Annotated in this window: 19 protein-coding genes; 11 read left to right on the forward strand and 8 right to left on the reverse strand. The window is 40.0% G+C overall.

Annotation, left to right across the window (positions count from 1 at the left end):
• Nucleotide 1 precedes the first annotated feature (1 nt).
• Nucleotides 2-526 carry a glycoside hydrolase family 108 protein gene (locus tag EXE30_RS06915; protein ID WP_130161769.1) on the forward strand — a complete coding sequence of 175 codons (525 nt, stop codon included), beginning with the start codon at nucleotides 2-4 and terminating at the stop codon, nucleotides 524-526.
• Between the two features lie 126 nt (nucleotides 527-652).
• On the opposite strand, the gene EXE30_RS06920 is transcribed toward EXE30_RS06915, so the two are convergent.
• Nucleotides 653-1,942, reverse strand: a complete 1,290-nt coding sequence (locus EXE30_RS06920; RefSeq protein WP_130161770.1) for a Y-family DNA polymerase — start codon at nucleotides 1,940-1,942, stop codon at nucleotides 653-655.
• A 132-nt stretch (nucleotides 1,943-2,074) separates the two neighbouring features.
• Nucleotides 2,075-3,286 (reverse strand): tyrosine-type recombinase/integrase, encoded by a 1,212-nt coding sequence (locus EXE30_RS06925; protein ID WP_130161833.1) that lies wholly within the window; start codon nucleotides 3,284-3,286, stop codon nucleotides 2,075-2,077.
• 367 nt (nucleotides 3,287-3,653) lie between these two features.
• Between EXE30_RS06925 and EXE30_RS06930 the strand changes: the two genes are divergently transcribed.
• Both EXE30_RS06930 and epmA read left to right on the forward strand, forming a co-directional pair.
• Complete coding sequence (locus EXE30_RS06930) at nucleotides 3,654-4,721, forward strand: 4-phosphoerythronate dehydrogenase (RefSeq protein ID WP_130161771.1); 1,068 nt, start codon at nucleotides 3,654-3,656, stop codon at nucleotides 4,719-4,721.
• Nucleotides 4,718-5,701: an EF-P lysine aminoacylase EpmA gene (gene epmA / locus EXE30_RS06935; protein WP_130161772.1), complete on the forward strand. Its 984-nt coding sequence runs from the start codon at nucleotides 4,718-4,720 to the stop codon at nucleotides 5,699-5,701. Before EXE30_RS06930 ends, epmA begins: the two co-directional genes overlap by 4 nt.
• 208 nt (nucleotides 5,702-5,909) lie before the next feature.
• On the opposite strand, the gene EXE30_RS06940 is transcribed toward epmA, so the two are convergent.
• Entirely contained in the window at nucleotides 5,910-6,527 is a 618-nt protein-coding gene (locus EXE30_RS06940; RefSeq protein ID WP_130161773.1) for a rhomboid family intramembrane serine protease, read from the reverse strand.
• 154 nt (nucleotides 6,528-6,681) lie between these two features.
• On the opposite strand from EXE30_RS06940, the gene nfuA reads away from it, so the two are divergent.
• Nucleotides 6,682-7,320, forward strand: coding sequence for a Fe-S biogenesis protein NfuA (nfuA, locus tag EXE30_RS06945; RefSeq protein WP_004670351.1), 639 nt, complete (start codon nucleotides 6,682-6,684; stop codon nucleotides 7,318-7,320).
• A 226-nt stretch (nucleotides 7,321-7,546) separates the two neighbouring features.
• Entirely contained in the window at nucleotides 7,547-9,559 is a 2,013-nt protein-coding gene (locus EXE30_RS06950) for a ligand-gated channel protein (RefSeq protein ID WP_130161774.1), read from the forward strand.
• Nucleotides 9,560-9,585: 26 nt separating this feature from the next.
• On the opposite strand, the gene EXE30_RS06955 is transcribed toward EXE30_RS06950, so the two are convergent.
• The gene (locus tag EXE30_RS06955) at nucleotides 9,586-10,596 is read right to left on the reverse strand and encodes a hypothetical protein (protein WP_130161775.1); all 1,011 of its coding nucleotides are present in this window, start codon (nucleotides 10,594-10,596) and stop codon (nucleotides 9,586-9,588) included.
• Between the two features lie 25 nt (nucleotides 10,597-10,621).
• Nucleotides 10,622-11,632 carry an alpha/beta fold hydrolase gene (locus tag EXE30_RS06960; RefSeq protein WP_130161776.1) on the reverse strand — a complete coding sequence of 337 codons (1,011 nt, stop codon included), beginning with the start codon at nucleotides 11,630-11,632 and terminating at the stop codon, nucleotides 10,622-10,624.
• 237 nt (nucleotides 11,633-11,869) lie between these two features.
• Here EXE30_RS06960 and EXE30_RS06965 point away from each other — a divergent pair, with 237 nt between their 5' ends.
• Nucleotides 11,870-12,484 carry a carbonic anhydrase gene (locus EXE30_RS06965; protein WP_130161777.1) on the forward strand — a complete coding sequence of 205 codons (615 nt, stop codon included), beginning with the start codon at nucleotides 11,870-11,872 and terminating at the stop codon, nucleotides 12,482-12,484.
• Between the two features lie 88 nt (nucleotides 12,485-12,572).
• Nucleotides 12,573-13,010 carry an AAC(6')-Ighjkrstuvwx family aminoglycoside N-acetyltransferase gene (aac(6')-I, locus tag EXE30_RS06970; RefSeq protein WP_130161778.1) on the forward strand — a complete coding sequence of 146 codons (438 nt, stop codon included), beginning with the start codon at nucleotides 12,573-12,575 and terminating at the stop codon, nucleotides 13,008-13,010.
• A gap of 21 nt (nucleotides 13,011-13,031) precedes the next feature.
• On the opposite strand, the gene EXE30_RS06975 is transcribed toward aac(6')-I, so the two are convergent.
• Entirely contained in the window at nucleotides 13,032-13,661 is a 630-nt protein-coding gene (locus EXE30_RS06975) for an arylesterase (protein WP_130161779.1), read from the reverse strand.
• Between the two features lie 37 nt (nucleotides 13,662-13,698).
• On the opposite strand from EXE30_RS06975, the gene EXE30_RS06980 reads away from it, so the two are divergent.
• Nucleotides 13,699-14,418 carry an ABC transporter ATP-binding protein gene (locus EXE30_RS06980; protein WP_130161780.1) on the forward strand — a complete coding sequence of 240 codons (720 nt, stop codon included), beginning with the start codon at nucleotides 13,699-13,701 and terminating at the stop codon, nucleotides 14,416-14,418.
• Nucleotides 14,415-16,901, forward strand: a complete 2,487-nt coding sequence (locus EXE30_RS06985) for an ABC transporter permease (RefSeq protein WP_130161781.1) — start codon at nucleotides 14,415-14,417, stop codon at nucleotides 16,899-16,901. Before EXE30_RS06980 ends, EXE30_RS06985 begins: the two co-directional genes overlap by 4 nt.
• 80 nt (nucleotides 16,902-16,981) lie before the next feature.
• On the opposite strand, the gene EXE30_RS06990 is transcribed toward EXE30_RS06985, so the two are convergent.
• Both EXE30_RS06990 and EXE30_RS06995 read right to left on the reverse strand, forming a co-directional pair.
• Nucleotides 16,982-17,410 carry a VOC family protein gene (locus EXE30_RS06990; RefSeq protein WP_130161782.1) on the reverse strand — a complete coding sequence of 143 codons (429 nt, stop codon included), beginning with the start codon at nucleotides 17,408-17,410 and terminating at the stop codon, nucleotides 16,982-16,984.
• Nucleotides 17,411-17,671: 261 nt separating this feature from the next.
• Complete coding sequence (locus tag EXE30_RS06995) at nucleotides 17,672-18,475, reverse strand: rhomboid family intramembrane serine protease (protein WP_130161783.1); 804 nt, start codon at nucleotides 18,473-18,475, stop codon at nucleotides 17,672-17,674.
• Between the two features lie 94 nt (nucleotides 18,476-18,569).
• On the opposite strand from EXE30_RS06995, the gene mtgA reads away from it, so the two are divergent.
• The gene (gene mtgA / locus EXE30_RS07000; protein ID WP_130161784.1) at nucleotides 18,570-19,244 is read left to right on the forward strand and encodes a monofunctional biosynthetic peptidoglycan transglycosylase; all 675 of its coding nucleotides are present in this window, start codon (nucleotides 18,570-18,572) and stop codon (nucleotides 19,242-19,244) included.
• A gap of 111 nt (nucleotides 19,245-19,355) precedes the next feature.
• A complete protein-coding gene (gene ppk1 / locus EXE30_RS07005) occupies nucleotides 19,356-21,434 on the forward strand; it encodes a polyphosphate kinase 1 (RefSeq protein ID WP_130161785.1) in 2,079 nt (692 codons plus the stop codon).
• The last annotated feature ends 30 nt before the right edge of the window (nucleotides 21,435-21,464 follow it).

Consider the following 21,464-nt stretch of genomic DNA (forward strand, 5'->3'; position numbering starts at 1 on the left):
AATGAGCAAGCTAACATTTGAGGAAGCTTTTAAACGTCTTATTGGCCACGAAGGTCGATTTACAAATGATCGTAACGACCGTGGCAACTGGACCACTGGCATCATTGGCAAAGGGCAACTGAAGGGCACGAAATACGGAATTTCAGCAATGACTTACCCGAATCTTGATATTAAGAATTTGACGCTTGATCAGGCGAAACAGATCTACAAACGTGATTGGTGGAATGGTTTAGCAGCCAAAAATATCAATGCGGCAATTGTATTTCAGGTTTGGGACTTTGCAATAAATGCAGGTATGGCAACAGCTAAACGAAAATTACAGTCTGCGGTTGGTGTAGCAGATGACGGCATCATTGGTCCGCTCACTATCAAAGCAATCAATGACGCTGATCTCAATGATGTATTGATGAAATTCAATGCAGAACGTTTGACTTACTACACAAAGCTTTCAACTTGGGGGCGTTATGGGAAAGGATGGACGAATCGAGTCGCAGGGCAATTACAATACGCAGCAGTCGATAATTAAAGTGAACTGCAAGCGTTCTAAATTTGCATTAGTCGTCACAGTGCTGTGCATACTCTTATCAAGCTGCACAGCACACTCAATCAAAACAAACGTTAGCATTAGTGTTTGTTTGCAGTGTTATCAGCATTAATTAACTCTCAATAGTCCAGACCATGTAAATGGGTTTCTACTTAATTTGTCTCGGCTCATTGACCAGCCACGGTTAGGAAGGAAACTTGGTCCAATACCTATTTTCCTTTTTCCAAATTTTTCCTGAATCCCTTCGAAAGCTTTCATCAAGTTTTCTTTTTCTTCTACTTTACTCATGTCAGTTAGTAAGTCATAGATATGCGATGCTTTTGGCTCCAAACACGTCAGCACAACGCCACATTTCTTGAATAAGATGTCTTGTTTATAAACGTGGGTAATCATGATCGATGCAGCTTTCACGAGGTCTGTGACGCAATCAGTGGGCTGTGGGAATGCGAACGAAACTGACTGGTTGTAGTAGGGCATATTCTTATCAAATGGATTGGATTGGGCGAAAACTAGGATGCATCCACATAAAGATTCATCGGCTCTTAAGCGCTTACAAGCATCTTGAGCATGCATCGCGATTGCTTCTTTTAAGTCTTGAATATTTGTCACTCGTTGGCCAAAAGATCGGCTTGAAATGATTTGCTTCTTACTCGGTGGAGTATGCTCAATCTCAATGCATGAAATGCCTTGTAATTCATTTACAGTTCTAGCCATTACGATGCTAAATAGCTTCTGCATCTGAATTGGGTTACTGCAAGCTAAATCAAATACTGTATTAATACCCATGCTTTGTAGCTTCTTAGTATGCTTCCTGCCAACACCCCACACTTCACTTACATCTATTCTCGATAGATAGTCTTCTTTATTGCATGGATCCATTCGCACTAGATCACAAACACCATTAGATTGCTTATTCTTCTTGGCAATGTGGTTTGCAATTTTTGCTTCTGTTTTGCTGCGACCAATTCCAACACATACTGGTAAGCCCAGCCATTGCCACAATACATTTTTCATCTCATGGCCGTATGCGGCTAAGTCTCTGTAATTTTCAAAAGAAGTGAGGTCTAAAAAACATTCATCAATCGAATACTGTTCAACTTCTTTGTTTGCAACAAAACCCGCAAGAATATTATGAAAGCGACGACTCATTTCAGCATATAGAGCATAGTTACTCGACATCACAACAACGTTGTTCTGTTCAACAATATCTTTAATTTGGAATAGAGGTACTCCCATTTTAATCCCGAGGTCTTTGGCTTCTTGCGAACGAGCAACAGCACACCCATCGTTATTACTTAGAACAATGACAGGGCGGTCGTTTAGCTTAGGATTAAATACACGCTCACAAGAAACGTAGCAGTTGTTCACGTCAACTAATGCAAAGATTCTCTCTCTCATACCAATCTTGAAAAAGTTACAAATTCAAGTTTTATGTTAGAGTTGTGCTGTTATGAATTCAAATTTAAAAAACTGTGGATAAACAAGAGGGCGACATTCGGTGTCGCCATAAGATGTGCATTTGGTCGGAAACTAACCGCCCCAACTATCAACATGATCAGCCCACCACTGCATCATTTCTCTACGATCACTTAGATGTTGAGCATGATTGTATGAGGCTCTCGTTTTGTTATCTGAAGCATGAGCCAGTTGAAGCTCAACCCAATCTTGATTAAATCCATTTTCATTGGCAACGGTTGAAGCAGTAGCACGTAAAGAATGCATCGTAAAATCAAACTTCATATTTTGTAATGCACTATTTAAAGTTGTTTTTCCCATCATGTCGCCATCCTCTCCAGGGAAAATATATTCACTTTTGGGATATAGCGAAAACTGCTCTTTTAGTAAGTTAAACATTTGGTCTGATAAAGGAACAATATGTATTCTATTCTTCTTCATATTGCGCTTACCGGCCAAAATATCAGCTCTAGAAACTGCAGGAATAATCCAAGTCTTATCATCAAAATTTATATATTCTTTTAATGCCCGTCTAATCTCAATACTTCGCAACCATGTATAAGCTGCGGCTTTAATAGCGTTTCGCGTGCTAGTTAGACCGCCATATTGATTTAGCTTACTAGATAACTCGCGTTTTTCGACTTCCGTAAGAGGCCGCGCATGTATCACGTCAGGCTGTTTTAAATATCCCCGTAATGCATATGTTGGGTCGAGTGAAATTCGTTTCGTGATGATAGCGTAACGCATTACCTCACCAATCATTTGACGAACAAAGATGCCTCTATTCTCACCAGTACCTTTACCAGTTTTCCTAATTCTAGCTGTAGTGCTATCAAGCACATTCTTTATATCGATTGAATCAATTTCATGGATTGGCTTGCTACCGATAATAGGAAAGACATCTCTATTAAAGTAACTGTTTCGGCGTTGGAACCACTCTTCAGAATGTTGTCCTTTTTTAGACTCCAAATATTCAGCAGTAACTAAAAAGAAAGTTCCATTACTCGCTTTGAGTGCTTCAAGTCGCTCATGTTGAAGATAGCTCGATGGATCTGTACCATTAGCCAGTTGCTTTCGATATTCCAAAGTCTTTAAACGAGCTTCAGCTAAAGTAGTTTCTGGGTATTGACCAATGGTAAGCATTTTTGCTTTAGTAAGGAATCGATAGCGGTAACGCCAAAATTTACCACCAGATGGTCGAACTTCTACACATAATCCTGAATGATCTGCAACTCTGTAAATTTTTTCTTTAGGCTTTAATTGTTTGATTTTAAGATCGTTTAACATGATGTGTGAGTAAGGGTGTTTGTAGATGAAGTTACTCACAATCTTACTCACAAAATTTAGTAATGTCATGTAATGCTAGGTGTGAATAGGTTAGATTAAAAAATTAATATGTCTGATATAATAAAAATTAAGTAATACAAGGTAATAGAACGTTATTGCCACGTTAGGCATGATGTAATTACATCTTCGTCTAGATCAAAAAATCCCTGCATTTGCAGGGATTTTTTATGTCTGAAATTTATGATTTTATATCTGAATATCATCACGAAGTAATGCTCAGCATTTTGATGAGAAAATCGAGATTTGATTTGTCAATTTGCTTGGCGCTAAGGATAATACGTGCAGATTAATTTATGGGACGCACTGCATGAAAATTATCGCAGATGAAAATTTGGCATTTACCGATTATTTCTTTGCGGAATTTGCAGAAATACAGCATAAAGCAGGGCGTACATTGACGCATCAGGATGTACAAGATGCAGATGCACTATTGGTACGATCGGTTACTAAAGTCGATCAGGCTTTGATTGATCAAACTAAGATTCAATTTGTTGGTAGTGCAACCATTGGAACAGATCATCTCGATATCCACGCTTTAGAACATCACAATATTGCTTGGAGTAATGCCGCAGGCTGTAATGCCCAAGCAGTTGCTGAATATGTGATTACTGCTTTATTACATTTAAACATCGAATTATTAGAAAAAGACAATCAATTTACTTTAGCGATTGTGGGCTTAGGCAACGTCGGGAGTAGACTTGCAGTGATGGCACAACTGCTGGGTTGGCGAGTGATCGGCTACGATCCGTATGTGCAACTTGATGGTATTGAAAATGTCTCTTTCAATGAACTTTTGAAACGTGCAGATGCGATTTCACTTCATGTGCCTTTAACAAAGACAGGTGAATATCCAACCCAGCATTTATTTGATGACGCTGCCTTTTCTGCGATGAAAGCATCAGCAATCTTAATCAACAGTGCACGTGGTCCCGTAATTAATCAGTCCGCACTCATGACAGATATTGAGAAAACCAAACGTCAAGTGGTACTGGATGTATTTGAATTTGAACCCGAGATTCCTCAAGATTTATTGGATCTATTGGCTTTGGCGACACCACATATTGCGGGTTATAGTCTGGAAGGTAAGGCGAGAGGCACACAGATGATTTATGATGCTTTTTGCCAGAAATTCGGCTACACCGCATCGAAGCGATTTGAAAGTCAGTTACCGAGCGTTGAGCAATACTTTGATCATCAGGATTTAAAAGAGGCACTCAAACAGCACCTCACACAAATTTATAATATTGCTGAAGATGATGCGCAAATCAGAGCGTGTGTCCAAGATGGAAAGGTACAGCAGTCAGCATTTGATTTACTCCGTAAAAACTATCCATTGCGCCGCGAGTGGGCCGCACACGGAGGTCCAAAAGCATGAGTCAAAATATGAAAACTTATCAACCGACCTGTTCCATTGAAGCACTAAAAGCGCGTGCCGCAATGTATCAGAAGATTCGCCAGTTCTTTGCTGAGCGTGATGTCATGGAAGTCGAAACCCCGATTTTGTCCCAAGCGGGGGTGACTGATGTACATTTGGCATCGGTTCAGGTGCAGCGGCATATTCATGGAAAATCAAGCACCCAATACTTACAAACTTCTCCTGAATTTCCTATGAAACGTTTGTTGGCGAGTGGTAGTGGTCCGATCTATCAAATCTGTAAAGTTTTTCGTGATGATGAACATGGACGTAAGCACAATAGCGAATTTACCATGTTGGAATGGTATCGTCCTGCATTGGATTTAAAAGGTTTAATGCATGAAACAGCCGACCTGTTAGAAAACTGTTTGGCACATCGTTTTGGGGAAATACGTCCTATTATTCTCAGTTATAAACATGCATTTCAGGATCGTTTAGAGATCAATCCATTACAAGCCACGTTAAAGCAATTGAAAGATACCGCCAATAGAGTCGGACTGAATCTTGATTTGGGCGATGATCGTCTTGGCTATATGGATTTATTATTTTCGCATTTTGTAGAGCCAAGCTTAGGTTTTGATGCACCTGTATTTTTAACGGATTTTCCACCTGAAATGGCATCATTGGCAAAAGTCAAAACTGATCAAGATGGTGAACTGGTTGCTGCACGTTTTGAGGTCTATATAGAGGGCTTAGAGCTGGCAAATGCCTATGATGAATTGTTGGATGCGGATGTGTTGGCTTCACGTTTTGAAGCAGATAATATGCAACGTGCTGAACAAGGTTTGCCTGTAATTCCTACAGATCAGCATTTATTAGCCGCACTGCCAAAAATGCCTGAATGCTCAGGGATTGCTTTGGGAATAGACCGCTTACTGATGGTGGCGATGAATCAAGTTAAAATTGATCAAGTCATCGCCTTCCCAGCAGAAATTGCATAGTTGCATATGCTGTGTATTTTGTACGTAAATGTTAAATCCATTTGATTTTTACGAGTTGCGTTTTTATACAGCCATATGATTTGGTTAAAGCGGGTTGACGTTGAAATGATTAAAATCGATTAGATTAATGGTGATTAAGCTGTTAGATCAGATTTGATGCGTATATTTAAAAAAACAAGCCTCAGTTTGAGGCTTGTTTTTTATGTTTTTAAAAGGGTAATTTGGTCAGCTGGTTGAGGAAATGAGGAACCACTCTTGGTTCTAAGATAATCGTCACCACAATCCCGTAGGCTGCTCCCCATAAGTGGGCGCTATGGTTGATATTACTATTACCTCGTTTGCCTGACCAGACGCTATAAGCCACATATAAAATGGCAAAGATAATGGCTGGAACAGGAATAAAGAACACAAAAATCAGGTTCCAAGGCTGGAATAAAATATAGGCGAATAAAACCGCAGAAACAGCACCAGATGCGCCAAGACTTGCCCAGTGCGTATCATGTCGATGTTTTAAGTAGCTTGGTAGAATCGCAAAAATTAATCCACCTAAATAAAACAGCACAAAGCCCATGTCATAGAAAAACTGACGGTAAAAACTTTCAATGATATTGCCAAAGAAAAACAGCGTGATCATGTTGAAAAGTAAATGTGTGCCATCTGCATGAATGAAGCCATGAGAGATAAAACGATCATATTGTCCGCGTTGCATTGCCGGAGGCCAAAAGATCAAACGGTTCATCACACGTGAGTTGGAAAATGCCAGTAAAGAAATTGCCACTGTGATAATAATCAGCGTCACAGTATGATTAAAGGGTAGATGTAACATAAACGTTTCGAATTTGATCAGTGTCTAGGCAATAATGCCATTAAAAAGCGAATTAACAATGATCTTGCATAGAATTCCTACAAAAATGGTTGATTTTTTTTAATTACCCTCCATCTTCGGTTAATATAACGACATCAGCTTGAGGATTAATGTTATGTCGACTGAGAACACCAACACTGCCGCAGCAGAACAAATTCCAAACCTTTTAATTACTCCCTCTGCACAAGAGTATTTGAGCGATTTATTAGAAAAGCAAAATACTCCAGGAATTGGCGTTCGTGTTTTTGTAGAGCATCCGGGTACGCCACGTGCTGAGTGCTGTATGGCTTACAGCGCACCAGATGAAGTTGCACCAACCGATTACAAACAGGATTATCCAGATTTTCCTGCTTATGTAGATGCGCCATCAATTCCGTATTTAGTCGATGCGGTGATTGACTACAACAAAGATCGTTTTGGTGGTCAATTGACTTTCCGCGCACCGAACTCAAAAGTTCCGCGTGTGGGGCCTGATGCATCTATTGAAGAACGTATTACCTACATCTTACAATCTGAAATTAACCCAGGATTGGAAGGGCATGGCGGTAATTGTAGTTTGGTTGAGGTTAAAGATGATCCTGAACACGGCCTTACAGCTGTCTTGAAATTTGGTGGTGGCTGTCAAGGTTGTTCAGCGATTGATGTGACCTTGAAACAGGGCGTTGAAACCACTTTACAACAGCATATCCCTGAATTAAAACGTGTGGTGGATCAGACCGACCATACGCAAGCAGAAGGTGCTTATTTTAAATAATAAAAACTTGAAAATTACTGTATATTAAGAAAGCCCTTTTAAGGGCTTTTTTTTATTTTCAGTGGAAATAAACTATTTTTTCTTTATTTAACTTGCACATATAACTATAGAATATGAATTAATAAATAATAATAATTATCATTTGTATTGAGTTTTATTTGATTTTTGTTAGACTCTTCATGAATTTTTAAACAAGACTTAAGTTTTATCTTAATTAGGTGGGAATATGTCCAAGAAAATAGCTCGTCAGTCGGTACTCGCAGTCTCTGTTTTAAGTAGTATGTTGACGTTTGCATATGCAGCAGAAACTCAAACAAAGAAAGATGCGATGCAATTAGACACAATTGTCGTCACTGCGAGCGGGTTCGAGCAGGACATTAAAAAGGCAGCCGCGTCAATTTCCGTTCTCACACAAGAAGAAATCAATAAGAAAGCATATCGTGATGTGACAGATGCACTAAAAGATGTACCAGGCGTTGTTGTAACTGGCGGTGGTAGCTCAAGCGATATTAGTATTCGTGGTATGGGCAGTGCTTATACGGTGATCATGGTCGATGGGAAAAAAATAAATACCCGTTCAGTTCGACCAAATAGCGATAACTCAGGGATTGAACAAGGTTGGTTACCGAATATTGGTGCAATCGAACGCATTGAAGTGATTCGTGGTCCAATGTCTGGATTGTATGGTTCAGATGCAATGGGGGGGGTAATTAACATCATTACCAAAAAAAATGCCACGGAATGGACGGGATCAATCAAACTTGATACCACACTACAAGAGAACTCAAACTCAGGTAACTTATATCAGTCAAATGCATATATTTCAGGGCCGTTGATTGCCAATCTTTTATCATTTAAAGCCAATGGTTTATTTTCCCAACGTGATGAAGATGATATCTATGGTGGTTATAAGAAACAAAAAATGCGCGCAGGCGGTGCGGTATTTAGCTTAACACCGAATGATGATCACACCATTGATTTGGAATATCAACGCTCTATTCAAGCGCGTAATGCAACCGTGGGCAAAACGATTGAAAACAAACCAAATAAGCGCGGTGAGTATCCTACAGATTCATTCACTAATTATTACCGTACAGAATATAGCTTAACGCATCGCGGTCAAATTGGTGCTGTAGAAACAAATTCCTATATTCAGCGTGAAGAAAATGATAATCCATCACGCAATATGGAAGCGACCAACACCACATTTAATACAATCAATAAGGTAAATTTTGATCGTCATAGCCTTAGTTTTGGCGGCATGTATTTAAAAGAAGAATTAGATGATCAAGGTAACCAATTGAGTGTGGGTGGTGCAAAACCTATTTCACATCTTGATCGTTATAGCTGGGCATTATTTGCTGAAAATGCGTGGAATATTGTTGATGACTTTACTTTAACCAGTTCAATTCGTTTGGATAAAGACGAAAAGTTTGGTGATCATTGGAGTCCAAAGGTTTATGGGGTTTGGGGCTTGAATGATAATTGGGTGATTAAAGGTGGTGTGTCGACGGGTTATAAAACACCAGCACTACGTGCAACTGTTGCAGAATGGGGACAAGCTACAGGTGGAGGCCAAAGTAATGGCGTTATTGTCGGAAATCCTGATTTAAAACCTGAGAAAAGTGTGAACTATGAAGTTTCATTTAACTGGGACAATCTCGATAATCTAAATGCAGGTTTAACAATTTTTAACAGCGAATTTAAAGATAAAATTACTGAAGTAAGAACGTGTCAGGGAGATGCTGGGTCACGTGGCTGTGATTGGTTGGGCGAGAAGTTCGATTTTGTCAGTCTGCGTGAAAATGTGGATAAAGCCAATATGCGTGGTGCTGAAATGACTTTTGGTTGGAAAGTTTTGCCAAATGTGAACTTACGTGCCAATTATACCTTTACCGATACAGAACAAAAAAGCGGGATAAATAAAGGCAAACCGCTAAATGAAATGCCAAAACATATGTTTAATACCACCGCAGATTGGGAGATCAATGATCAGTTCTCAAGTTGGGGGCGAGTCAACTACCGCAGCAAAACCTCTGATTATTTAAGCCGTACCGAGATGGCAAAGGGTAAACCTGCTTATACGATGGTTGATGTGGGATTGAACTATAAACCAACACGAAATATCGCCTTTGCGGCGGGTGTTTACAATCTGTTTGATAAAGAGATTGATACAGAGACTTATAATTATGTACTCGATGGTCGCCGTTACAATCTTGGCGTGACGTATAGCTTCTAAGTTCGATATGGCGCAAACAAGGCGCATTAAGCGCCTTGTTTTTTGAATATTTCAGTCACATGTTCTGAATAATAAAACTTTTCCAAATATGCACGAGCACGTTGTCTCAAATAACCCGTTTGAATGACGTGTCCTAAGATAGGCGCTAATAAGTTGCTTAATTCATTTTCAATTAAATTTTCGTCAATATTTAGATCACGTAATAACAGATCAAAAGTCCGTTCTTGGTTGCGTGCATACCATGCATAAACACCATCATGAACTTGTTGTTTTAAATAATCTGTTTGACGAATATGCTCCCAAATATCATGTCCCATGCCGACCGTTTTAGGTAAATCCTGTACTTCGACATAATTCCGCAATACCGATAAAGGCATGACTTTAATTTTATGCCAAAGATTGGCTTGAAAATGATAGAGCTTATCATCGTTAAAATGTTGATTTAAAACGCGCTCGCTCATTTGGCTGATTTTTAAAATATTTTTCTGCAAATAGTGACCAATGGTTTCATTGAGATTAGAGTCCGTCACTGTTTCCAAAACCGATTTGCCCATTTTCATAAAATGCCCGACACCTGGAACACGTTTAGACATCACTGAATTATCTAAATAGTCTTGAATCGAGTGTTGAATCAGTTGCGTAATCAGTGCAGAAAAAGCAGGATTATTGACTATGGTTCGAATCAGACGTTGGCGATGACCACTTTTACTAGCAACGTATTGTGCAATCGAATCGATGGTTAATACAGGAATAACTTCTTCGATGGTTGTTTGATCATTGAGCGGATGGATGAGCGCGAAACGGATGTGCTCAGTAATTTGCTCAACTAAAAATGAGCTTGCAGGAGTTGCTAAAATTTGTTTTTCAAGCAGTTCAAAAATCTGCGGAAAGGACCAAATATGCTGGAGTTGTTGTAAACGTAAACAATGATAGAACTGTTTAAACTCATGCTGAATCGTTTCTGTTTGTGCAAACTCCTGATCAAGGAAATCAAGTTGCGCATCGATCAGTTGTTCTATCATTGGATGTTTAGACATAAAATTTCAAATCACTTATTTAAATTTATGGCGACGGGGCAGTTGCAGGTTTCGCTGTTTGAATCTTGTTCAAGAAAGGCAAATATTGCTGCACCACCAATTGATCTGCTTCTAACATCGGCATGTGACCGACTTTATCCAAAATCACAGGAGGTTGGGCATTTTTCAATAGTGATTTGAGTTCAGATGCAACTTCTACATTGATGATCTTATCTTGTTTTCCCCACAGAATTAGGGTGGGTGCATCGATCGCTCTGGTTAACAAAGCAAATGAATCAGGCGTATACAATTTATTCAGCGCAATTACCTGTTCAATCATTTTCTTGGTTTGCTCGACTTGCCCAATCATCATTTGCTCTTGGGCTTGCGCAATTTCTTTTGGAATAAAAGGCGGAGCATACATGGCTTGTTGCATGAGGAAGTTAAAATCACCTTTTTTACTCACCACCATATTTCTAATTTGATTTGGATCTTTTAAATAAGGTGTTGTTGCTGTCCGATACACACCAGCTGCATTGACTAAGAATAAGCTCTTGGTCTCAAATGAATATTGGCCTGCGTAGAGCATAGCGACAGAACCACCCAATGAATGACCAGCGATATGTGCTGGACCTGTGAGGTTCGCTGCTTCAATAAAACGGCGTAATTTTTCGGTGACATTCGGAACTGAATAATCAAATTCTTTCGGAACTTGGGTTTCACCACTGGCAGGTAGGTCTGGAATAATGACATGATAATTTGCGGTCAACGCCTGTGCAACTCGATTCCAGTTGTCTCGACTGCCTGCTAAACCATGAATTAAAACGATGATTGGTTTCCCTGCTTGACCGCCTTCGCTATAAGACCATGTGATATCGCCTACTTTTAATGTTTTGCTTTGCAGGCCAGCCCATGCTCGTTCTTGTTGTAATAAATTTTGAAAACTCATCTCAATTTCAGCAGCTTGAGTTGTGCTTATTGCAACTGCTGATAGGCTGCAAGCCAGTAAGGCGGCAGTGAATGTCTTACGCAATGGCACCGAAAATAGGATATTCATCTTTGCTCAGTCCTTGATCTATTCTTAAATCAATTGATTATTGAGGATGTTACTCGGGGAGTCATTTGCATAATCTACAGATGTATGGAAATTCTTGCCAATGAAATCATCATTTATCGGTCATTTTTATGATCAAAGGCGTGTCCTTTGTTCGATGAGTTTCTATTTTGGTCAGTGACTTTCAACCTTACGCAGATTAAACTCTTTTCTCATGTTAATCATAGATGGATTGTACGCATGCTCACTGCCAAAGAAACTCTAGAACGTTTAAAAGCTGGTAATGCTCGTTTTGTGAAAGGGGAAGCAACCCAACAGAAATTGCTCACGCACCAAGAGCGCGCCGAGATGGCTAGTGAACAAAATCCTTTTGCGATTATTTTAGGTTGTTCAGATTCGCGCGTGCCTGCTGAAATGGTGTTTGATCAGGGCTTAGGTGATTTATTTGTAATACGTGTAGCAGGCAATATTGTTGCACCGTCGCAAGTGGGCAGCGTCGAGTTTGCCGCTGAACGATATGATTGTGCAGTGGTTGTTGTTTTAGGGCATAGTCATTGTGGTGCGATCCAAGCAACAATTGATACGCTAAAGAATCCAGATCAACCGCCATCATCAAATCTGATGTCAATTGTGAATCGTGTACGTCCTTCGGTAGAAATTTTGATGCAAACTGAATTAAAAGATGATTTGAAAAAGTTATCTGCCCATGCAGTTCGTTCTAATGTTTTCGCATCGGTGAATCAGTTACGTCATGGTTCAAGTGTGTTGGAAAGTTTAATTGAGAAAGGCAAGATGATCGTTGTTGGGGCAGAGTATTCGCTTGAAACGGGTGAAGTGACGTTCTTTGATTTTTAAAATAATATAAATGGCTAACTTTCAAGTTAGCCACTTTTCTATTTAGGTTGTTTTTCACGCTGTTCATCAAAGCAGTGGTGGTGATGTTATGAATATTAAACCAGCATCAGAAGCTTCACTCAAAGATTGGTTAAAACTAAGAATAAAGCTTTGGAATGATCTTGAAGAATCACATTTGCAAGAGATGCATCAGTTATTGGCTGAAAAGCATGCATTACAATTATTAGCCTATTCTGATGATCACGCGGTTGCGATGCTAGAAGCATCTATTCGGTATGAATATGTAAACGGGACAGAGACTTCTCCCGTAGCATTTCTAGAAGGCATTTATGTACTTCCAGAATATCGTCGCTTAGGTATAGCAACTTTACTTGTTCGTCAGGTTGAGGCGTGGGCAAAACAATTTTCTTGTACTGAGTTTGCATCTGATGCAGCATTGGACAATGTCATCAGTCATGAAATGCATCGTGCATTGGGTTTTCAAGAAACTGAAAGAGTTGTTTATTTTATTAAAAAAATAGATTAATCAAACTTAGGGCACAACGTTTTACAGCGCCCCTCGAATATACGGATAAGCCAAGTTAAGCATAATCGATTGTGCTTTGGCATTTGGGTGAACCTGATCATTTTGCATTAAACTTTTATTACCTGCGACACCTTCTAAAAAGAAGGGCAGTAACTTAATGCGATATTGCTGGCTTACAACTTTATAATTATTTTCAAAAGCGGTGCTATATGCCGTTCCATAATTTGGTGGTATTTTCATACCAAACAGTAAAACATTGGCCTTTTGTTTCTGACTGAGTTGTACCAACTGAGCTAAATTTTTTTGAATCATTTGTGGTGGTTGCCCACGTAATCCATCATTTCCCCCCAGCTCAATGACCACAATTTCAGGTTTATAGGTCTGCAATAGTTTCGGTAATCTTGCCAGCGCGCCACTGGTGGTTTCTCCACTGACACTTGCATTGACCACCTTGTGCTGTTTCGGATACTGTTGGTCTAAACGTTGTTGTAATAGGTGAACCCAACCTTGTTTGGCATCAATACCATAACCTGCACTCAGGCTATCACCCAATATCAAAATCGTCTTTGCCGAAACCAGTGTTGGTAATAAACATATCAGTAGTGTGGCAAGCAGTTTAGACATAGATAAGATCACTTTAGGTGTTTGCATAACCGTTAAAAATTTGTTCTACAGGATACCTAACATCATGCCACAACCGATTATTTCTGCCCGAAAAGTTACACAAAATATTCAAATTAATCAGCAAACTCTAACCATTTTAAAAGAGATTGATTTAGATATTTTTGAGGGAGAGCAAATTGCGATTACAGGTCGGTCAGGTTCAGGAAAATCCACGCTCTTGGGGATTTTAGCCACCTTGGATAGACCAAGTTTGGGAGAGTTATGGGTCTGTGAACAAGCGGTACATGCTTTAACTGAAGAGCAACGTGCACAGGTTCGATTAGAAAATATTGGTTTTGTTTTTCAGTCTTTTCAGCTTCTACCTCAGCTCAGTGCTTTAGAAAATGTCATGCTGCCATTACGTTTACAACCAGATTTTAATTTTAAACATGCAGAACAAAAAGCATTAGCTTGGTTAGAGCGTGTGGGCTTGATTCGTCAGGCACAACAAACGCCCAAAGTTTTGTCTGGTGGTGAACAACAACGCGTGGCCATCGCCCGTGCATTGATTGCTGAACCCAAAATTATTTTCGCAGATGAACCGACAGGAAATTTGGATGGGCAAACGGCAGAAGAGATTGAGCAACTTTTATTTGATTTAAATAAAGAACTTGGCACAACTTTAGTGCTGGTGACGCATGATCAAAATTTAGCTGCATTATGTCAACGTCATGTCAGACTTGTGGATGGTCAAATTCAAGAAATCATCAAAGCTGAAGATGAGAGCGCCGAGGAAAGGGTATGAATTCGATTGTAAAACCCTTACTGCTACAAAGTTTTCGTACAGGTGGATTGTATTTATTGATTATTGCGCTCTCCCTCGCGATTAGCGCAACCACAGCTTTAAAATTTAGCAATACTCAAGTCCAAAATGCCGTGACCTTGCAAGCAGCGGAAATGCTCGGTGCAGATCTAGTTCTATCAGATCAAGAACCGATTCAGTCTAACTGGCTGCAACACGCCGAAAAACTGAACTTGCAACAGGCCTTTGTGACCATATTTGGATCAATGGCACATACCCAAGATCAGTTTGTGATGGTCAATGTCAAAGCTGTAGATGACAGCTTCCCCTTACGTGGGAAACTAGAGATTTCACCTCAAGCTAAATCCATTCAACCTGGGCAAGTCTGGTTAAGTCCAAGAGCAATGGATTTATTGCATGCCAAGTTAGGTGATCAGATTGCCATTGCGGATGGTGAATTTACGGTTACAGGCGTGATTGAGCATGATTCAAATCAAGAACTTGGTTTTTCAGGTTTTTCGCCCACGGTGATTATTCATCGTGCAGATATTGCAAAAACCAATGCCGTGCAAATTGGCAGCCGTATTGAATATCGGTTGTTAATGGCAGGTTTGCCTGAACAAGTGAATGCCTTTCAACAGATATTTAAACAAGACACTGGTCATGAGCAGCCTTTAGATCAGGCAGTTGATCAACAGATTGAAAATACTGAACAAACATCATTAAAGCTACGAGATGCCAGCCAATCTAATACTCGGTTAATGAAACCAATTGAAAATCTGGATACTTTTCTACAGCTCGCCAATTTATTGACGATTCTACTTTGTGGTATTGCAATTGCTCTGACCAGTCAACGTTATGTACAACAAAACCAAGATCACATTGCTTTGATGCGCTGTTTGGGCGCAAGTAAAAGGCAAATTCTAGTTGGGTATATGCTATTGCTTGGTATCGTCAGTGCGTTGTCGATCGTGATTGGTAGTTTGATGGGGATCGCTTTGGGCTATGGGCTATTGCAATTGATGCTACAGCTGATTCCCCAATTACAACTCAGCTTTGCAATGAGTGATTTACTCATGGCATTGCCGATTGCGATTTTTACCAGTGTGATGGTGCTGATTGGTTTTATCTTGCCGAGTATTTGGGAGTTACTGAATACACCACCCATTCGAGTCATACGCCAACAAGTGCGCTCGCGAAAATCTCATATTGCGATGTTTGCTGTTGGGGTTGCCAGTCTGGTGATTTTTAGTTTGGTATTGAGTGATAATATTCAGTTAAGTTTGTTGGTGTTAAGCGCGATTTTAGCCCTTTGTGCCGTGCTCTATGCTGTGATTTGGTTATTACTGAAAGCAATTAAACAACTCAAACACCCATTATCAGCTTATGTTCGTATCCCGCATCAAACTGCATTACAGATTACGGCTTTGGCTTTAGGTTTGAGTTTGATTACGGTACTGAGTGTTTTAAGAACCGATCTACTTGAACGTTGGCAGCAACAGCTACCAGAAGGGACCCCCAATCAATTTGTCTATGGGTTACCTCCTTTTGATATGCCACAACTCAAACAACAACTTGAACAAAATCAATGGCAATCAACGCCGCTTTATCCCAATATTCGTGGGCGTTTAATTGCGAAGAATGGTGAAGCATTTGCACCTGAATTGATTCAGCAAAATAACTCGTTACGCCGTGAGCTAAACTTGACTCAATCAGCACATTTTCCGACTGACAATGTCATTACAAAGGGGGCGAAAGAATTTAGTCAAGTTGCTCAAGTTTCAGTGGAAGAAAAGTTAGCTAATGAGCTTGATATTCATATCGGTGATCAACTCAGTTTTAGTCTGCCAGAGGGAACGTTACAAGCGACGGTGATTAATTTACGTGCAGTGGAATGGGAAAGCTTTAGTCCAAACTTCTTCTTTATTTTTTCTCCAGAAACGATGGATGAAAATGCAGGCAGCTACTTAGGAAGCTTTTATGTACCGCCTGCTGAACAAGCAAAAATGGTGCAACTGATTCAACAATTCTCCAATACGGTATTTATTGATGTTGGGCGGATTTTGGATGAAGTGAAGCGTTTAATGAATGTGTTGGTTCAGATCGTGACTGTACTGGCGATGCTGGTTGGGTTATCAGGTATCTTGGTGCTGATCGCCTGTTTGAATGTGTTGATGGATGAGCGCCGTAAAGAGGTGGCATTATTACGTTCTTTTGGTATCGCCAAAAATAAATTAAAACGAATGCTGAGTTTGGAAATCGGTTTTATTGGATTATTGGCGGGTATCGTCGCATGTCTTTTTGCTGAGGTGATCAGTGCAATTGCCAGTCACAAGATGCAAATGGCCGTGCAATGGCATCCTGAAATCTGGTTGATTTTACCGTTAACGATGATGTTGATTTGTACTTTGATTGGTCGTTATCGTCTCAGCTATTTATGTGATATTCCACCATTGCAGAGCTTGAGGGAAATCAACCAATCTTAAAAATTATGTAATGATTTAGATGCAAGATATTCTGTTATTTTGCATCTAAATCCTAATATGCTTTAAAAAACTTCGTTTGATCAAAAATCAGAGGGTGGCATAATCTGTGGATTCCAGACGATTTCCCAAAGATGGCCATTGGGATCAAGAAAGTATCCTGCGTAACCGCCATAAAAAGTATCCTGGGCTTGTTTCACGATGACAGCACCTGCTTTTTTCGCAGTTTCCATAATTTCATCAACCTCACTTTTATTGCTGACATTATGTCCAATCGACATGGCGGTTGAACTAATGGGTTGCTGAATTAATCCTGCATCAATCGCGAGATCTTCTTGAGCAAAGATTGCGAGTTTTAGTCCGCGTTGAAGATCAAAGAAAGCAACAGCGCCATGTTCAAACTCCTGACCTACAATACCTTCTGTTTGTAGCCCAAGACCATCACGGTAGAAAATAAGCGATTGTTCTAGATCGGTAACGCCAAGCGTTAAAATGGAAATGTGTGGTTTCATATTTGTGCCCCTTTTGATGTCATAGATGTACCTACATGAAGTGAGTACATTATTCGTCATGGGCCGTTAGTCGAATAACGGAAGAACTCGTATCAACGAGGGAATGGGCCAACCGTCCCAAACCTAATCTGTTTTTGACAAAAAAAGCATAATAAATGGATGGATTTTAGTCAATGTTGAAAGGGTAGTATGTAAATGAATGGATTAAATTGGGCGGTGATTTGTTTGAGATGATCGCCCAATTTAATTGTTTAAGCGATTTTAATTGAGTTTATTTTGCATCAAAATCTCATACCATAATGGATGAAGTTCAATGCTTAACTGGGTACAGTAAAAATAGAATGCTGCGAGTAATAACGTCGCAATGAAGATCGCTGTGATTTGGATGAAATTGGTTTTCACAACTTTTTGACTGAAATACCAAGCGCCTGCGAGAAAAGCCCCCATGATCATACCGCCAATATGTGCAGCATTATTGATGCCTGAAACGGTAAAACCAAATACGAGGTTGATGCCCATAATCAAGAGTAGAGATTTTTTATCTAACAAAAACCGTTGTCGTGGCAAAGTTGGAAATAGGGAGATAACCGTCAGTGCAGCACCTAAGCCCATGACTGCGCCTGATGCACCTGCACTGATTTTCGGTAATAGCTTTACATCAAAGTGTTGTAATAATTGATAGGCATCTAAAATACTCAGATAGCTGGAAAGCACACTGCCCATTAACCCTGCTAGAAAATACAGAGCAATATAATAAGTCCGACCAAACAGTTGTTCGGCAATACTACCAAAAATGTATAATGCCCACATATTCAGCATCAAGTGAATCATTCCGAAATGAAAAAACATGCTGCTGAGTAGTCGTTCGGGCTGACCCAAAAACGTCAGAGGTGTGAAATCCGCACCCCAAGCAATTGCATCAACAGGTGAAGGATCGGTAATATTCACACCTGTGAGAATTTGCCAACTAAATAATCCGACATTGACGGCGATCAATAGCGCGGTAAACCACCATGTTTGCATCTGTAATTTTTGATTGATTTGTGGTGGAGTTGTTTCAGTCATATGCTTGGCGAGTCATTGAAATAAAAAATAGCTTAGCATGAATCAATGTCTGTTGATATTTCACAGACAAATGCAGAAGGAGTGATGCACTTTAATGAAAGCCTTTTTAGCCCGTGTTGTGATGCTGATCATCGGCGTGATTTTACTCATTCAGCTTTGGATTTTTAGTAGTTTAGTGTGGTGGCGAACTCACCCTGTAAACACAACCATGTTTATGCGTTTAGACTATTGGTCTGACTTGAAACCGATTCAGCACGACTGGCGTGATTATGATCAGATTAGCGATAACTTCAAACATGCAGTTCTAGCTGGGGAAGATGCAAAATTTATTCATCATCATGGTTTTGACTGGGCGGGTATTCAACATGCCTTAGAACGAAATAATAAAAAGGGTGAGGTGGTGGCTGGTGGTTCGACCATTTCACAACAATTAGCGAAAAACTTATTTCTGTATAACAAGCGTTCATTTATTCGTAAGGGACAAGAAGCAGTCGCGACATGGATGATGGAACGGGTATGGTCAAAACGTCGAATTTTAGAAGTGTATATGAACTCAGTTGAATTCGGACAGAACATTTATGGCGTAGAGGCTGCAGCGCAATATTATTATGGTAAAAGTTCAAAAAGCTTAACCCGTGAGCAAGCGGCCTTTCTCGCTGCATTACTACCTAATCCTAAATATTACCAAGACAACCGCAATGATCGAAAGCTGCAATACCGTAAACGTGTGATTTTGAAATATATGAATGGCACACAAAAACCACAATAAATAATTTAAATGCGAAAAAGCCCAATATTTTTGGGCTTTTTTACCAAATTGACATAATTTTGCAGCATACTTAAATTATCACTTGATGAATGATAATGCACAAGGTTCAGTATGAATACTGCAGTGACGACAACAGCGCCAATAGAATACAGTTACAACGATCGTTATATTAATCGAGAACTTTCCATTCTTGATTTCCATTTACGTGTGCTTGAACAGGCGGTTGATCCACTTCATCCATTATTGGAACGGATGAATTTCCTGCTGATTTTTTCACGTAACTTAGATGAGTTTTTTGAAATTCGCGTAGCAGGAGTGATGGAGCAATTGACTCTAGGCAATGAAAGCCGTACGCCTGATGGTTTTACCCCTAAGCAGGTTTTGGAGCAAATCTCCATCACAGCACATGCCGCGATTGAACATCAATATCGTATTCTCAATGAAGAAATTTTGCCGAAGTTACGTGAAGAAGATATTTGTTTTTTACGTCGTGGTGAATTAACACCTGCACAGTCTGCTTGGATTAAAAAATATTTCCAAGAGCAAGTTGCACCTGTTTTAACACCGATTAGTCTTGATCCAGCACATCCATTTCCCCGTTTAGTGAACAAAAGCCTCAACTTTGTGGTGACATTAGAAGGTAAAGATGCCTTTGGTCGTCAAATTGATTTGGCTGTTGTTCCTGCACCACGCTCGTTACCGCGTGTCGTACGTTTACCTGATGAACTTACTGAGGGTAAAGAACATCATGTGATGCTGTCTGCCATTATCCATGAGCATGTATCCGACTTGTTCCCAGGCATGACGGCAACAGGATGTTATCAATTTCGAGTCACACGTAACGCCGACTTGGCTTTGAACGAAGATGTTGAAGATTTGGCCAAAGCCTTGAAAGGTGAGTTGAGTTCGCGTCGCTTTGGACGTGCGGTACGTTTGGAAGTCACACAGAATTGTCCAAAGCATATCTATGATTATTTATTGGCTGAATTTGAGTTGGGAGAAGAGCAACTATATAAAGTTGATGGCCCAGTCAATTTGGCGCGTTTATTGTCAAACTTTAAACGTCCGCATTTGCGCTATGACTCGCATACGCCAGTTTTGCCAAGAGTATTTAAGAAGTCTGAAAGCATCTTTGCGGCGATGCAAAAACAAGAGATTTTATTACATCATCCGTTTGAGTCTTTTGCGCCTGTGATTCAATTATTACGTGAAGCGGCACGTGATCCACAGGTGTTAGCAATTAAACAAACCTTGTATCGTAGTGGTGCAGACTCGGAAATTGTACAGGTGCTTGCCGAAGCTGCCCGTAATGGCAAGGAAGTAACAGCGGTCATTGAATTACGTGCGCGCTTTGATGAAGAATCCAATATTGAAGTCGCCAATGTGCTGCAAGAAGCGGGCGCTGTGGTGGTGTATGGTATCGTGGGTTATAAAACCCATGCCAAGATGATCTTGGTGGTACGCCGAGAAAATAATAAATTGGTTCGTTATGTGCATTTGGGCACAGGTAACTATCATGCAGGTAATGCTCGAATCTATACTGATTATGGGCTCATGACCACCGATAAAGAACTCTGTGAAGATGTACATCGCGTGTTCCAAGAGTTGACGGGTATGGGCAAGATGGCAAAACTGAAAAAGTTATTGCACGCGCCATTTACCTTACATGCACATTTGATTAACTTTATCGATGATGAAATTGCCAACGTGAAAGCGGGTAAACCTGCACAAATTATTATTAAAGTGAATGCGTTAACTGAAGTTCAACTTATTAATAAGTTGTATGAAGCGTCACAAGCTGGTGTACAAATTGATTTAATCATCCGTTCAATTTGCTGTTTGCGCCCAGGTTTGCCAAATTTATCCGAAAATATCCGTGTTCGTTCTATCGTCGGACGCTTTTTAGAACATACTCGTGTCTATTATTTTAGTAATAATGGTAATCCACGAATTTATTGTTCGAGTGCTGACTGGATGGATCGCAACTTATTTAATCGTGTAGAAGCCTGTTTTCCTATTGAAGAGCCTGCTTTGAAAAAACGGATTTATCAGCAAGGCTTATTGAATTATCTCAAAGACAATCAACAAGCGTGGTTATTGCAAGCAGATGGGACGTGGCAACGTGCGACACCAGCAGAGGGCGAAGAGCCTTATAATGCACAGAGAGCGTTGTTAGAATTATTTAAATAGACTGCAATAAAAAAAATCGACCTATTGGGG

Source organism: Acinetobacter halotolerans, from assembly GCF_004208515.1.
GTDB lineage: Bacteria > Pseudomonadota > Gammaproteobacteria > Pseudomonadales > Moraxellaceae > Acinetobacter > Acinetobacter halotolerans.